This is a genomic window from Mycolicibacterium arseniciresistens (assembly GCF_030519285.1).
GTDB classification, from domain to species: domain Bacteria; phylum Actinomycetota; class Actinomycetes; order Mycobacteriales; family Mycobacteriaceae; genus Mycobacterium; species Mycobacterium arseniciresistens.
The window spans coordinates 43509-55286 of the sequence record NZ_JAUMSQ010000011.1; the positions used below are offsets into that span (position 1 = coordinate 43509).

Annotated in this window: 15 protein-coding genes; 10 read left to right on the forward strand and 5 right to left on the reverse strand. The window is 71.0% G+C overall.

Annotated features, from left to right (window positions below; all coding sequences use genetic code 11):
• Nucleotide 1: 1 nt before the first annotated feature.
• The 6 genes from Q2100_RS03120 (at nt 2) to mnmA (ending at nt 5515) form a co-directional block, all read left to right on the forward strand.
• The gene (locus Q2100_RS03120; RefSeq protein ID WP_269895076.1) at nt 2-718 is read left to right on the forward strand and encodes an SDR family NAD(P)-dependent oxidoreductase; all 717 of its coding nucleotides are present in this window, start codon (nt 2-4) and stop codon (nt 716-718) included.
• Between the two features lie 11 nt (nt 719-729).
• Nucleotides 730-1389 carry a nitroreductase gene (locus Q2100_RS03125; protein ID WP_302912822.1) on the forward strand — a complete coding sequence of 220 codons (660 nt, stop codon included), beginning with the start codon at nt 730-732 and terminating at the stop codon, nt 1387-1389.
• A 93-nt stretch (nt 1390-1482) separates the two neighbouring features.
• Nucleotides 1483-2319 (forward strand): GNAT family N-acetyltransferase, encoded by an 837-nt coding sequence (locus Q2100_RS03130; protein WP_302912823.1) that lies wholly within the window; start codon nt 1483-1485, stop codon nt 2317-2319.
• The gene (locus tag Q2100_RS03135) at nt 2316-3209 is read left to right on the forward strand and encodes a lysophospholipid acyltransferase family protein (RefSeq protein ID WP_302912824.1); all 894 of its coding nucleotides are present in this window, start codon (nt 2316-2318) and stop codon (nt 3207-3209) included. The genes Q2100_RS03130 and Q2100_RS03135 overlap by 4 nt, the downstream gene beginning before the upstream one ends.
• 47 nt (nt 3210-3256) lie before the next feature.
• Complete coding sequence (locus Q2100_RS03140; RefSeq protein ID WP_302912825.1) at nt 3257-4447, forward strand: cysteine desulfurase family protein; 1191 nt, start codon at nt 3257-3259, stop codon at nt 4445-4447.
• Complete coding sequence (mnmA, locus tag Q2100_RS03145) at nt 4448-5515, forward strand: tRNA 2-thiouridine(34) synthase MnmA (RefSeq protein ID WP_302912826.1); 1068 nt, start codon at nt 4448-4450, stop codon at nt 5513-5515.
• 11 nt (nt 5516-5526) lie between these two features.
• On the opposite strand, the gene Q2100_RS03150 is transcribed toward mnmA, so the two are convergent.
• Both Q2100_RS03150 and Q2100_RS03155 read right to left on the reverse strand, forming a co-directional pair.
• Entirely contained in the window at nt 5527-5907 is a 381-nt protein-coding gene (locus Q2100_RS03150; protein ID WP_302912827.1) for a DUF4267 domain-containing protein, read from the reverse strand.
• A gap of 52 nt (nt 5908-5959) precedes the next feature.
• Nucleotides 5960-6436: a DUF1772 domain-containing protein gene (locus Q2100_RS03155; RefSeq protein WP_302912828.1), complete on the reverse strand. Its 477-nt coding sequence runs from the start codon at nt 6434-6436 to the stop codon at nt 5960-5962.
• 100 nt (nt 6437-6536) lie between these two features.
• Between Q2100_RS03155 and Q2100_RS03160 the strand changes: the two genes are divergently transcribed.
• Nucleotides 6537-7115, forward strand: coding sequence for a TetR/AcrR family transcriptional regulator (locus Q2100_RS03160; protein ID WP_302912829.1), 579 nt, complete (start codon nt 6537-6539; stop codon nt 7113-7115).
• A 13-nt stretch (nt 7116-7128) separates the two neighbouring features.
• On the opposite strand, the gene Q2100_RS03165 is transcribed toward Q2100_RS03160, so the two are convergent.
• On the reverse strand, nt 7129-7782 hold the full coding sequence (locus Q2100_RS03165; protein ID WP_302912830.1) for a sensor domain-containing protein: 654 nt from the start codon (nt 7780-7782) through the stop codon (nt 7129-7131).
• A gap of 52 nt (nt 7783-7834) precedes the next feature.
• On the opposite strand from Q2100_RS03165, the gene Q2100_RS03170 reads away from it, so the two are divergent.
• The 3 genes from Q2100_RS03170 (at nt 7835) to Q2100_RS03180 (ending at nt 9739) form a co-directional block, all read left to right on the forward strand.
• Nucleotides 7835-8845 carry a uroporphyrinogen decarboxylase/cobalamine-independent methonine synthase family protein gene (locus tag Q2100_RS03170; RefSeq protein WP_302912831.1) on the forward strand — a complete coding sequence of 337 codons (1011 nt, stop codon included), beginning with the start codon at nt 7835-7837 and terminating at the stop codon, nt 8843-8845.
• A 76-nt stretch (nt 8846-8921) separates the two neighbouring features.
• Nucleotides 8922-9416 (forward strand): SRPBCC family protein, encoded by a 495-nt coding sequence (locus tag Q2100_RS03175; protein ID WP_302912832.1) that lies wholly within the window; start codon nt 8922-8924, stop codon nt 9414-9416.
• Nucleotides 9413-9739, forward strand: a complete 327-nt coding sequence (locus tag Q2100_RS03180) for an ArsR/SmtB family transcription factor (protein WP_302912833.1) — start codon at nt 9413-9415, stop codon at nt 9737-9739. Before Q2100_RS03175 ends, Q2100_RS03180 begins: the two co-directional genes overlap by 4 nt.
• Here Q2100_RS03180 and Q2100_RS03185 read toward each other — a convergent pair.
• Nucleotides 9736-11340, reverse strand: coding sequence for a 4-coumarate--CoA ligase family protein (locus Q2100_RS03185; RefSeq protein ID WP_302912834.1), 1605 nt, complete (start codon nt 11338-11340; stop codon nt 9736-9738). The genes Q2100_RS03180 and Q2100_RS03185 overlap by 4 nt on opposite strands.
• A 38-nt stretch (nt 11341-11378) precedes the next feature.
• Complete coding sequence (locus Q2100_RS03190) at nt 11379-11774, reverse strand: MmcQ/YjbR family DNA-binding protein (RefSeq protein ID WP_302912835.1); 396 nt, start codon at nt 11772-11774, stop codon at nt 11379-11381.
• Nucleotides 11775-11778: the final 4 nt, after the last annotated feature.

Consider the following 11778-nt stretch of genomic DNA (forward strand, 5'->3'; position numbering starts at 1 on the left):
CATGGAACTCACCGGTCAGTCCGCGCTGGTCACCGGCGGCACCGCGGGCATCGGCCTGGAAGTCGCCAGACTGCTCGCCCGTGAGGGTGCGGCGGTGACCGTCACCGGTCGCAACGCCGTCCGCGGCGAGCAGGCGGCTGCCACACTCGGCGTGCGGTTCATCGAGGCCGACGTCGCCGACCTCGCGTCGGTCGAATCGCTGGTCCGCCGTTGCGGCGACGTGGACATCCTGATCAACAACGCGGCCAGTTTCCCCGGCGCGCTGACCGTCGACCAGGACGTGGCCTCGTTCGAGACGACGTTCGACACCAATGTGCGCGGCGCGTACTTCCTGGTCGCCGCGCTGGTGCCGGGCATGATCGCCCGCGGCGGCGGCAGCATCGTCAACGTCACCTCCATGGTGGCATTCAAGGGCGTGCCGGGAGCGTCCACCTACAGCGCCTCGAAAGCTGCGCAGGAGTCACTGACCCGCACCTGGGCCGCCGAGTTCGGGCCCATGGGCGTCCGGGTGAACAGCGTCGCACCGGGCCCGACCGCCACCGAGGGTGTCTACGCCGAATGGGGCGACACCAACGACGAACTCGGCCGGACGCTGCCGCTGGGACGGACCGCCCGCCCGGCGGAGATCGCCGAGGCGGTGCTGTTCCTCGCTTCGCCGAGAGCGAGCTTCATCACCGGATCGACGCTGCACGCCGACGGCGGGGGCGCCGCGGCCTGAAGGGAGATGTGATGACCGACCTCGACGAGGTGGTGCGGGCGCGTCGCTCCAACCGGATGTTTCTGCCGGGAAGAGCCGTTCCGCGCGAACTGCTCGACGAAGCGCTCGAGCTGGCGATGCGGGCGCCGTCCAACTCGAACACCCAGCCGTGGCAGCTGTACCTCGCCACCGGGGAGCGCCGGGCGCGGCTGGCCGAGGCTCTGCTGGCTGCCGTCGACGCGACGCCGCCTGCGCTGGCGGCAGCCGGCCTGCCGCCGAAGTTCGCGTATCGGCGGATGCAGTGTGGCGCCCTGGTGTACGGCGCGATGGGCATCGAGCGGGACGACCGGGAAGGCCGGTGGAAAGCCCAGCGGCGCAACTGGGAATTCTTCGGCGCACCGGTGGCCGGGGTGGTGTGCATGCACCGCGACTTCGGCCCGGTGGACGCGCTCGGGGTGGGGATGTTCCTGCAGACGCTGCTGCTGGCGCTCACCGAGCGCGGTCTCGGCAGTTGTGTGCAGGTGTCGATCGCGCTGTATCCCGACGTGCTCCGCGAGCAACTGGACATCCCCGACGACCTGACGGTGCTGTGCGGCCTGTCGATCGGATATGCCGATCCGGCGTTCCCCGCCAATCACCTCGTCATGCCACGGAACCCGGTGGGCGAGAACGTGGTGATCCTCGACTCCTGAGAGCGCCGACGACCACATTTCGTCATCCAGCGCTCACGGACACGTCATGCACACGACGCCGTCCCGAGACCCGGCTAGGCGAGCGTGCTGACCATGAGCACTGCTGCTGTACTCATCGCCGCTGAACAGACCACCTCTGCGCACACCCCGCGGTACTCGCTGCTGCTGTCCACCGACTCCGACCTGATCGAGGCCGCCCAGCGGCTGCGCCACGACGTGTTCACCTCCGAGCCGGGTTTCGCCCTGGCCGGCGCGACCGACGGCCGCGACGCCGACCGCTTCGACGAGTACTGCGATCACCTGCTGGTCCGCGAGGAGGGGTCCGGTGAGCTGGTCGGCTGCTACCGGATGCTGCCACCTCCGGGCGCCATCGCCGCCGGCGGCCTCTACACCGCAACGGAATTCGATGTCACCGCGCTCGACTCGCTGCGGCCGTCACTGGTGGAGATGGGGCGTGCGGTGGTGCGCGAGGACCACCGCAACGGCGGAGTGGTGCTGCTGATGTGGGCGGGCATCCTGGCTTATCTGGACCGCTGCGGCTACGACTACGTCACCGGCTGCGTCTCGGTGCCCACGCACACGGACGGCGCGGACGATGCGCCGGGCAGCCAGATCCGCGGGGTCCGCGACTTCGTCCGCCGCAGGCACGCCGCCCCCGAGCGGTTCACCGTGCGCCCGTACCGGCCGGTGGTGCTCGGCGGGCGCGGACTCGACGACATCGAACCGCCGGCCCGCGTCTCCGTTCCCGGACTGATGCGCGGCTACCTGCGTCTCGGCGCCCGGATCTGCGGCGATCCCGCCCACGATCCGGACTTCGGCGTCGGCGACTTCCCCGCGCTGCTGGACAAGCGTCAGGCCGACACCCGCTACCTGAAACGACTCCGGTCGGTCTCGGCGGCGTCGACGATGGCCGAAGGGGTGGCCCGATGACCGGCCTGGCGCCCGGTTCCGCATCCGCCGCGCTGCCGGCTCCCGTGGTTGCCGACCACCCCTGGCTGCCCCGGGCCTCCTGCGACTCCAGCTGTGTCCGCGCCGGCGTCGGCCAACCGAGCCGGCCGGTCCTGGTGCGGCTGCGCACGGTGCTCCGGCTGACCATGGCCCTGCTGTTGGCGCCGGCGCTGCCGCTGCTCGCGGTACCGCTGCCCGGGCGCGCGCACGTCCAGCGCGCCTACTGCAGGCTGATGCTGCGCTGCCTCGGCGTGCGCATCACCGTGTCCGGCGGCCCGATCCGCAATCTGCGGGGCGTACTGGTGGTGAGCGGGCACGTGTCGTGGCTGGACATCTTCGCGATCGGCGCCGTGCTGCCGGGGTCGTTCGTCGCGCGGGCGGACCTGATCGAGTGGCCCGCCATCGGCCGCCTGGCGCGGATGGTGAAGGTCATCCCGATCGACCGGGCCAGCCTGCGGCGCCTGCCCGCCGTCGTGTCGGCGGTCGCCGACCGGCTGCGGGCCGGCCACACCGTCGTGGCGTTCCCCGAGGGCACCACCTGGTGCGGGCTGGGCTACGGCCGGTTCCGCCCCGCGATGTTCCAGGCCGCGGTCGACGCAGGCAGGCCGGTGCAGCCGCTGCGGCTGAACTACCACCACCGTGACGGCAGGCCGTCGACGGTGCCCGCCTTCGTCGGCGACGACACGCTGGTGGAGTCCCTGCGCCGGGTCACCGGCGCCCGCCTGACGGTGTGCCACATCGAGGTCGCGTCGCTGCAGCTGCCCGGCGCCGACCGGCGCGACCTCGCCGCACGCTGCGAGGCACTGGTCCGCGGCCAGGACCGGCAGGCGCTGTCCACCACACCGGCGTCGGCGCACGCCCTGGCGGCCTGACCAGGCGAAGCGAGCGGCCCAGGGGTGGCCGGTATCCTTGAACGGTTATGTCCGAGCCGGTCTATCTCGACCACGCCGCCACCACCCCGATGCATCCCGCCGCCATCGAGGCGATGACCGCTGTGCTGGCGACGGTCGGTAACGCGTCGTCGCTGCACGGCACCGGCCGGCTGGCCCGCAGGCGGATGGAGGAGGCGCGAGAGGCGCTGGCCCACCTGCTGGGCGCCCGCCCGTCCGAGGTGATCTTCACCGCGGGCGGCACCGAGAGCGACAACCTCGGGGTCAAGGGCATCTACTGGGCCCGCCGCGACGCCGATCCGCGGCGCCGCCGCATCATCACCACCCCGGTGGAGCACCACGCCGTGCTCGACGCGGTGGAGTGGCTCGCCGAGCACGAAGGCGCCGAGGTGACCTGGTTGCCGGTGGAGCCGGACGGTTCGGTGACGCCCGCCGCGCTGCGGACGGCGCTGCAGGACGGCGGCGACGTCGCGCTGGTGTCGGTGATGTGGGCCAACAACGAGGTCGGCACCATCCTGCCGGTGCCCGAACTGGCCGCGGTGGCCGCCGAGTTCGACGTCCCGATGCACAGCGACGCGATCCAGGCCGTCGGGCAGATCCCGGTCGACTTCGCCGCCAGCGGCCTGTCGGCGATGAGTGTGGCGGCCCACAAGTTCGGCGGCCCCACCGGTGTCGGCACACTGCTGCTGCGCCGCGACACCACCTGCGTGCCGCTGCTGCACGGCGGTGGCCAGGAGCGCGACGTGCGTTCGGGCACACCGGATGTCGCGGGTGCGGTGGCGATGGCAGCCGCGGCGCGGATCGCGATCGAGGGGATGGCCGTCACCAGCGCGCGCGTGCAGCAGCTGCGCGACCGGCTGATCGACGGCGTGCTCTCCGGCATCGACGACGTCTACCTCAACGGCGCCCGCGACGGCGGCCGGCTGCCCGGCAACACGCACTTCACCTTCCGTGGATGTGAAGGCGACTCGCTGCTGATGTTGTTGGACGCCAAGGAAATCGAATGCTCGACCGGCTCGGCCTGCACCGCCGGGGTGGCCCAGCCCTCGCATGTGCTCGTCGCGATGGGTGTCGACCCGGTGAATGCCCGCGGATCGCTGCGGCTCTCGCTGGGACACACCAGCACCGACGCCGATGTCGACGCCGCGCTTGCGGTCCTGCCCGCGGCGGTGGAGCGCGCGCGCCAGGCGGCGCTGGCCAGTTCAGGGGTGCTGGAGTAGATGCGGGTCCTGGTCGCGATGAGCGGCGGTGTCGACTCCTCGGTCGCCGCCGCCCGGATGGTGGACGCCGGCCACGACGTCGTGGGTGTGCACCTGGCGCTGTCGGCCGCGCCCGGCACGCTGCGCACCGGATCGCGCGGATGCTGCTCGAAAGAGGACGCCGGCGATGCTCGGCGGGTCGCCGACGTCCTCGACATCCCGTTCTACGTCTGGGATTTCGCGGACCGCTTCAAAGAGGACGTGATCGACGACTTCGTGGCGTCCTACGCCCGCGGTGAGACTCCGAACCCGTGTGTGCGGTGCAACGAGAAGATCAAGTTCTCCGCGCTGGCGGCCCGCGCCCTTGCGCTGGGCTTCGATGCCGTCGCGACCGGGCACTATGCGCGGCTGTCCGAGGGCAGGCTGCGGCGCGCCGTCGACCACGACAAGGATCAATCCTACGTGCTCGGTGTGCTGACCGCCGGTCAATTGCGCCACGCGCTGTTCCCGATCGGTGACACCCCGAAGGCGCAGATCCGCGAGGAGGCCGCCCGCCGCGGCCTGGCCGTCGCCGACAAACCCGACAGCCACGACATCTGCTTCATCCCGTCCGGTGACACCCGGGCGTTCCTCGGCGCCCGCATCGGCGTGCGGCGCGGAGCGGTCGTCGACTCCGGTGGCGCCGTGCTGGCCGAACACGAAGGTGTGCACGGCTTCACCGTCGGACAGCGCAAGGGCCTCGGCATCGCCGGACCCGGCCCGGACGGGCGGCCGCGCTACGTGACGGAGATCGACGCCGCCAGCGGGACGGTCCGCGTCGGCGATAGGGCCGATCTGGACGTGTGGCGGCTGACCGGCGAGCGGCCGGTGTTCACCAGCGGATCGGCGCCGGACGGCCCGGTGGAGTGCGCGGTGCAGGTGCGGGCGCACGGCGGCGTCGCCGACGGTGTCGCGGCGCTGGTGGACGGACTGCTCACGGTCGATCTGCGTGCCCCGCTGCGCGGTGTCGCGCCGGGGCAGACGATGGTGCTCTACCGCCCCGATCCCGACGGCGACGAGGTGCTCGGCAGCGCCACGCTGCGCGGCTAGCGAGTGACTGCCTAGGAGATCAGCAGCAGCGCCGACGTCGTCACCATGACGGCGGCGGTGACACCGTGGACTCCCCAGGCGATCGACTTCGGACCGCCGTTGGCGAGCACGATGGCCGTGTCGGCGATCGGGATGATGGTGGCTGCCAACAGCACCCAGCCGAGCAGGTGCGTGGCGCCCGCGGCGATGAGGATGGCGACGAACAGTCCTGAGGCGATGTCACGGACGCCCTTGACGCTCAGATAGGCGCCGGCGTAACGCTGATCGAGATCTGGTTCCACCCCGTAGCCGGCGGCGGCGGCACGCGGCGCGACGAGGAACCGCGCGCCGATCACGATGATGGCCGCGGCAATGAGTCCGGCGAGCACGTAGGCGACGGTGGTGACGGTCATGATGGAGACTCCTGGAGCTGAGAGGGAATGGGGGAGAACGGCATCGAGAGGGTCATGTGATCAGCGCGATGCACAGGGCGGCCAGTGCCACACCTTGCAGCGCGGCGCGGGCGCCGATGATCCGGTCCCACCGTGCCTGCAGCATTCGTCCGTCCGGTAGCGGCCGCCCGGCGTCGGCGGCCGCCGTCAGTCGCCGGTTGATGGGTGCGCTCACCCGCAGGTACAGCACGAGCCAGACCGACAGCAGGACCAGCGCGAGGGCCGCTGCGATCGCCTGTGCCCAGTGTGCGGCCACTGCGGCCAGCACCGCGGTGGCCGCGGCGCCGAGGATGCCGAGCACTCCGGGCACCGGCATCCGCCGGTCGCCGTAGCGGTGCACGTGTCCGGTCACCGCGACCAGGGCGCCATCGTCGACCGCGGCCAGGGCGGGCCGCAGCACGATGGCGCAGAACACGTCGGTGCCGTAGACCACCGCGGTGCCGAGCACCGCGATGAGTGCGGCGGCACTGGTGATGAGGTTCAACGCCATGTCGGGGACTCCGTGCTCCAGTACGTGTTAGCAACGCTAACCCCCTCCCGTCGGGGCGTCAATAGCAGCGCTAGTAGAGTTAGCGGTGATAGCGTGTGGTATGCCGATCGAAGATCGCCGCGAGCGCGAGCGGGCCGCCCGCAGACAGCTGATCGTCGCCACGGCCCGCAGGCTGGCCGAGGCCGAGGGCTGGGACGCCGTCACCACGCGTCGCCTGTCGGCCGAGATCGAGTACAGCCAGCCGGTGCTGTACAAGCACTTCACCGGCATGGAACAGATCGCCGAGGCCGTCGCCCTCGACGGGTTCGGCGAGTTGGTCGACGTGCTCCGCGCCGCCCGCACCGGCCCCGGCGCGGCCGGTGACGTCCTGACCCGGATCTCCCGCGCCTACACCGGCTTCGCCCGCGACAACCCGGCCCTCTACGACGTGATGTTCACCCGGGCGACCACCCTGCGCTTCGCCGCCCAGGACACCCCGCCGCAGCTGACGGCGGCCTTCACCGAGCTTCGGCAGGCGCTCGCCGTGGTCGCCGGCGGGCGGAACGCGGACGCGCTCACCGAGGCGTTCTGGGCCGGGCTGCACGGCCTGGTCACCCTGACCCGCGCCGGCCGGCTACGCCCCGGCCACGATGCGGAGCGCCTCGACGTGCTCGTCACGTCGTTCGCGGGAAGCGACTGACAGCCCGGCGGAGCTACTCGCGGATCCTGGCCAGGATGTTGGTCATCACGATGTCGGGCACCGAGTCCGGGAAACTGCAGAACGTCACCTCGACCAGCACCACCGACTTGAGGCGGTAGTCGCGGCCGCATCCGCCGGGCCGGGTCTGTGCCGCATCGTCGGACGCCGTCCAGTCGCCGACGATCGACGGCCCGGCGCCGGTGCCGTCGCAGCGGTCGATGTGCGCGACGAGGCCGTCGAAGGCGCGGCGGGCCGTCACCGGATCGCGGTAGCCGGCGGCGCCCTGCGAGATGAGCCCACCGTCGGGCGGATTCTGGAACGTCGTCTTGTGGAACTCCTCGACGTCGGGTCCGAACGTCTGCGTCTCGGCGTAGACCCACCCGCACTGCGGCGGGACCGTCGGCATCAGCGCCTCGATGTCGACCGGGAACTTGCCGTCCATCGACGGGATGATCGTGAGGTCCTCGCCGGCGCCCGTGATGGCGCGCATCTGCGACTGTTCGAGCAGCACGGCGTCCACGTCGACGGGTGAGCGTGAATCGTCGTCGATGCCGGGCACCGGCCGCACCGCCGTCCCGCCGACGGTGTGGGCGCACCCCGCCACGAGCACGGCCGCGCCGCACAGCACCAGCCACCGGGCCAGAGCGCTCTTCGCGCGAGCGCTCATCGCGACCCCTTCCGTCGCCACGAGGTTAACCCCGTCGCATATCGTCAAACGGGTGAGCGTTTTCGCCGGTGCGACCGGTATCGGATCCTGGCCCGGCGCCGACCCGCGTCAGGCCGCCGAGGTGGTGGTGGGGGAGCTGCACACGCTGCCGCACCTCGTCGAGCTGCCGTCGCGCGGGGTCGGCGCCGACATGATCGGCCGGGCGGGGGCGCTGCTGGTCGACATCGGCATCGACATCGTGCCGCGCGGATACCGCATCGCCCATGGCCGCAGCACGGCGCGACGCCGGGCGGTCAGCCTGCTCGCCGAGGACGTCGACGCACTCGAGGAGGCCTGGGAGAAAGCCGGATTGGCCGGCTCCGGTCGCACGGTGAAGGTGCAGGCGCCCGGGCCGATCACCCTGTCGGCGGAACTCGAGCTGCCCGGCGGACATCGCGCGATCACCGACCCGGGTGCGGTACGCGATCTGACGTCCTCACTCGCCGAAGGGGTGGCGGGCCATCGCGCGGAACTGCAGCGGCGCCTTGGCACCCCGGTGGTGGTGCAGTTCGACGAACCGCTGCTGCCCGCCGCGCTGGCGGGCCGCCTCACCGGCGTCACCAGTTTCAGCCCGGTGCACCCGGTCGACGAGCCGGTGGCCGCCGCCCTGCTCGACGAGTGCGTCGCCACGGTCGGCGGTGACGTCGCGCTGCACAGCTGCGCCACCGACCTGCCATGGAAACTGTTCCTGCGCAGCGCTCTTCACGCCATCTCGGTCGACAGCAGGACACTCACCGTCGGCGACCTCGACGGTGTCGGTGAATTCGTCGACAGCGGCCGCGCCGTGCTGCTGGGCGTGGTGCCGTCGGCGTCCCCGAGCGCGCCGACAACGGCCGAGGACATCGCGAAGGCCGCGGTGACATTGACCGACCGGCTCGGATTCGCACGGTCGGTGATCGCCGAGCGGATCGGCATCACCCCCGCGTGCGGTCTGGCCGGGTCGACGCCGGAGTGGGCGCGCTCGGCCATGGGGCTGGCGCAGAAGGCCGCCGACGTCCTGGCGGTCGACGCCGCAGCTGTCTGACACCACAAAGGTGCAACCAGATGGTTGCCTTTCCTGAGGATGGTTGTTAGCGTGAGAAGCAACCAGGAGGTTGCATATGAATACCGATCGTATCGAGAAGGAAGTACTGCTGCGTGCCCCGCTGGAGCGGGTCTGGCGCGCGATCAGCGACGCCGACGAGTTCGGCCGCTGGTTCGGGGTGCGCTTCGACGGGCCGTTCGTCGAGGGCGCGACCGTCACCGGCGTCATGACGCCGACGGCCGTGGACGACCGGGTGGCCGGCATGCAGGAGCCGTACGCCGGGCAGGCCGACAGCTGGCAGGTGGTCACGGTGGAACCCAAGCGCCGGTTGGCATTCCGGTGGCATCCCTATGCCGTAGAGCCGGGCGCCGACTACTCCGCCGAACCGACGACCCTGGTGGAGTTCACCCTCACCGAGGCCGACGGCGGTGTGCTGCTGCGCATCGTCGAGTCCGGCTTCGACGCCGTTCCGGCCGCGCGCCGGGCCTCGGCCTTCGAGGCCAACAGCGAGGGCTGGGGACTGCAGGCCGAGCTGATCGGCAAGTACCTGGCCCTGGACGAGAAGGTGTGAGTACCACCGTCGAGGCGACCGCACCGCTGTTCGACGCGCTCGGCGACGCGAACCGGCTGCGGATCGTCATCCGGCTCTGCGACGGCGGCCCGTGCTCGACATCGGAAGTGACGCAGGTGATCCCGGTGACCCGGCAGGCCGCCACCAAGCATCTGCTGCAGCTGGAGGCGGTGGGTCTGGTGAGCAGTCACCGGCAGGGCCGCGAGCGGATCTGGCGCATGCTGCCCGAGCCGCTCGCCGAGGCCAGCGACTACCTGACCGCGCTGTCGAGCCGGTGGGACCGTGCGATCGAGCGGTTGCGCGCCCACGTCGAGGACGACTAGCGACGCAGGTCCTTGCGCAGGATCTTGCCCGACGCGGATTTCGGTATCGCGTCGATGAACTCGACCATCCGCACCTTCTTGTACGGTGCCACCTGACCGGCGACGAACTCCATCACGTCGTCCTCGGTCAGCTCGGCGTCGGACTGCGCGACGACGAACGCCTTGGGCACCTCTTCGCCCTCGGCGTCGTTGACGCCGATCACCGCCGCGTCCGCGATCGACGGATGGCTCAGCAGCACGGCCTCGAGTTCGGCGGGCGGCACCTGGTAGCCCTTGTACTTGATCAGCTCCTTGAGCCGGTCGACGATGTACACGCAGCCGTTCGAGTCCACCTGCGCCAGGTCGCCGGTGTGCAGGAAGCCGTCGTCGTCGATGGTCTCGGCGGTGGCCTTCTCGTTGTTCAGGTAACCAGCCATCACGTTCGGCCCGCGGAACCACAGCTCGCCGGTGGCGCTCAGACCCTCTGCGGGAACGCCGATCTCGTCCCCGGTCTCGCCGTCGACGATCCTGCTCTCGGAATTGGGCACGGTCCAGCCGCTCGAACTCAGCGGCGCGACCGCGCCCACCAGTTCGGTGCCGCCGTCGAACGGGGTGACGTGGCTGACCGGGCTGAGCTCACTCATGCCGTAGCCCTGCACCACCGCGCAGTCCAGTCGCTCGGCGACCGCGCGGCCGAGGTCGGCGTCAAGTGGCGCAGCGCCGGACATGATCCCGCGCAGGCTCGACAGGTCGTAGTCGTCGATCATCGGGTGCTTGGCCAGCGCGACGGCCACCGGCGGCGCGATGAACGCGAACGTGCAGCGATGTTCGGCGATGTTGCGCAGGAAGTCGCCGAGGTCGAACTTCGGCATGATCACCAGCCGCGCCCTGGCGTGCAGCGCCGCGTCGAGCAGCACCGTCATGCCGTAGATGTGGAAGAACGGCAGCACGGCCAGGATCCGGTCGTCGGCGGTCATGCCCTGCACCGGACGGATCTGCGCGACGTTGGCGGCAAGGTTGCGGTGAGTCAGCATGACGCCCTTGGGGTTTCCCGTGGTGCCGGAGCTGTAGGGCAGTACCGCGAGGTGGGTGGCGGGGTCGAAGCTGACGTCCGGCGCGGGGTGGCCGGGGCCGAGCAGGTCGTCGGCGTTGGGGTGGCCGTCGGCGCCCAGGCCGGGGCCGTCGAGCACCACCAGCCGGTCGGCGGGCAGGCCGACTACCTCGGCGGCCTCGGCCGCCTGGGGCAGCAGCAGGCCGACGGTGACCAGCAGCCGCGCGCCCGAGTCGGTCAGCTGCTTGGCGATGTCCTTGGCGGTGAAGAGCGCGTTGACGGTGGTGGCCGTCGCGCCGGCCCGCAGGATGCCGTGGAACGCGATCGCGAAGGCCGAGCTGTTCGGGGCGAGCAGCGCGACCACGTCGCCGACGCCGATGCCGCGATCGGCCAGTGCGCCCGCGAACGCGTCGATGCGGGTGAGCATCTCGCCGTAGCTGATCTCGGTGCCGGGTGCGGCGTCGACGAGCGCGACCCGCTGCGCATCGGCCTCGGACAGGTCGGCGAACAGGTAGTCGAACAGGCTCGTGGTGGGGATGTGGACGTCGGGGTAAGGGCTCGCGAAACTCATGGTGCCTGCCATCGAACCACGCCCGGCGGCGCGGCCGGTCAGAGTCCGTCGAGGAGCTTGATCTGCTTCTTGCCGGCCACCAACCGGTACGACGCGTCGACGAGTTCGCGCACCTCGTTCCAGTCGACGTCGGCCCTGCTGAAATCCAGTCCGAGCCAGCCCGACGGGCCCATGTAGGCCGGGAAGAAGAACCGGTCGTCCTGCAGCAGCGCCTCGTGGTCGGACTCGTCGACCTTGACCATCACGCAGTGCGCAACGGTCTCCATCGAGCCGCTCTCCTTAGTGCTGCCGCCGTACATCGCGAACATCTTCGCCACGAAGAAGCCAGGCCTGCCGTGGGACACCTTCTCGTAGGCCTCCGGGTAACCCAGCGCTATCTCACGCAATCCCGCCAGTCCGGGATCGCCCTCATGGAACATGATCGGGTGCGGCATGCCC

Excerpts from the sequence above, each read along its gene's own strand:
- Q2100_RS03120 (WP_269895076.1), top strand. The coding sequence starts at position 2 with ATGGAACTCACCGGTCAGTCCGCGCTGGTCACCGGCGGCACCGCGGGC.
- Q2100_RS03125 (WP_302912822.1), top strand. The coding sequence starts at position 730 with ATGACCGACCTCGACGAGGTGGTGCGGGCGCGTCGCTCCAACCGGATG.
- Q2100_RS03130 (WP_302912823.1), top strand. The coding sequence starts at position 1,483 with ATGAGCACTGCTGCTGTACTCATCGCCGCTGAACAGACCACCTCTGCG.
- Q2100_RS03135 (WP_302912824.1), top strand. The coding sequence starts at position 2,316 with ATGACCGGCCTGGCGCCCGGTTCCGCATCCGCCGCGCTGCCGGCTCCC.
- Q2100_RS03140 (WP_302912825.1), top strand. The coding sequence starts at position 3,257 with ATGTCCGAGCCGGTCTATCTCGACCACGCCGCCACCACCCCGATGCAT.
- mnmA (WP_302912826.1), top strand. The coding sequence starts at position 4,448 with ATGCGGGTCCTGGTCGCGATGAGCGGCGGTGTCGACTCCTCGGTCGCC.
- Q2100_RS03150 (WP_302912827.1), bottom strand. The coding sequence starts at position 5,907 with ATGACCGTCACCACCGTCGCCTACGTGCTCGCCGGACTCATTGCCGCG.
- Q2100_RS03155 (WP_302912828.1), bottom strand. The coding sequence starts at position 6,436 with ATGGCGTTGAACCTCATCACCAGTGCCGCCGCACTCATCGCGGTGCTC.
- Q2100_RS03160 (WP_302912829.1), top strand. The coding sequence starts at position 6,537 with ATGCCGATCGAAGATCGCCGCGAGCGCGAGCGGGCCGCCCGCAGACAG.
- Q2100_RS03165 (WP_302912830.1), bottom strand. The coding sequence starts at position 7,782 with ATGAGCGCTCGCGCGAAGAGCGCTCTGGCCCGGTGGCTGGTGCTGTGC.
- Q2100_RS03175 (WP_302912832.1), top strand. The coding sequence starts at position 8,922 with ATGAATACCGATCGTATCGAGAAGGAAGTACTGCTGCGTGCCCCGCTG.
- Q2100_RS03185 (WP_302912834.1), bottom strand. The coding sequence starts at position 11,340 with ATGAGTTTCGCGAGCCCTTACCCCGACGTCCACATCCCCACCACGAGC.
- Q2100_RS03190 (WP_302912835.1), bottom strand. The coding sequence starts at position 11,774 with ATGCCGCACCCGATCATGTTCCATGAGGGCGATCCCGGACTGGCGGGA.